Source organism: Acidovorax sp. KPB24-03 (genome assembly GCF_057546605.1).
In genome coordinates this window covers 1-1091 of sequence record NZ_BAAJYR010000728.1, presented here as the reverse complement: position 1 = coordinate 1091, position 1091 = coordinate 1, and the positions used below count along the sequence as shown (strand labels likewise).

Below are 1091 nucleotides of genomic sequence, written 5' to 3'. Positions count from 1 at the left end.
AGGTGCGCCCGCACGCCCGGCCCGCGCAGGCGCCGGCCGCGTTCGGTGATCGGCACCTGCTCGGGGTGCGTCAGGTCGAAGGCCAGGTGCGCGGCCGACGGATAGCGCTGCGCGGCCTCGGGCTCCAGGCAGCGCAGGATGATCTCCTGCAGCCACTCGGGCACCTGCGGCCGGTGGCGACGCGGCGGCGCGGGCGTCATCCACAGCCGCTGGCGCAGGCCGCCGCGCGTGGTGGGGGCACCGAAGGGCAGCTCGCCCGTGGCCAGTTCGTACAGCATCACGCCGATGGCGAAGAGGTCGCTGCGCAGGTCGCCGCGCACGCCCACCACCTGCTCGGGCGCGATCCAGGCGGGCGAGCCCACGGCCTCGCGCATCTCCTCGGCCAGCAGGTCGGGGTAGTGCGCGTGGCACGAGAGGCCGAAATCCAGCAGCACCGCGCTGCCGTCCGCGCGCAGCAGCACGTTGGCGGGCTTGAGGTCGAGGTGGCACACGTTCTGCTGGTGCAGGCTGTGCGCGGCATGCGCCATGGCTGCGCCCAGTCGGGCCACGGTGGTGGCGTCCGGCGGCTGCGGCAGGTCCAGCCAGTGCTGCAGCGTGTGGCCTTCGATGTATTCCATCACCAGGTAGGGCAGCCGCGCCAGGTCGCCCGCGGCGACGAAGCGCGGCACGTGGCTGCCGCTCAGCGTGGGCAGGATCTGCAGCTCCACCTCGAAGCCGACGATGGTCTCGGCGCCATCGCCCGCCGTCATGCGCGGGATCTTCATCGCCAGCGGAAAGCCCGCGTCGCGCGCGGCGCTCGCATAGCCCACGCGGTACACGTGCGCCATGCCGCCCGCGTGCAGGCATTCGTGCACGACGAAGCCGTCCACCTCGGTGCCGGGCGCGAGCAGCTTCATGCAGCGCTCCGGGCGGGCCGCGCGATGGCCGCGCTCAACGCCCCAACTCCAGCCGGTCGGCGAAGAACGCAGGCAGGCCGGCGGCGCGCACGGCGGCCGCGGCCGCGGCATGGTCATAGGGCACGCGGTGGAAGGTGACCGTCGCGGCGTGGTCGTCGAACAGCGCATACATGGCGCGCACGTCGCGGTCGCGCG

Annotated in this window: 1 protein-coding gene and 1 pseudogene; both read right to left on the bottom strand. The window is 73.8% G+C overall.

Annotation, left to right across the window (positions count from 1 at the left end):
- A partial coding sequence (locus AC27KI_RS25555) for a serine/threonine-protein kinase (protein ID WP_487116604.1) occupies positions 1-896 on the bottom strand: 896 nt, incomplete at its 3' end.
- Positions 897-930: 34 nt separating this feature from the next.
- Positions 931-1091: pseudogene (locus AC27KI_RS25550) on the bottom strand (metallophosphoesterase family protein); the annotation flags it as partial.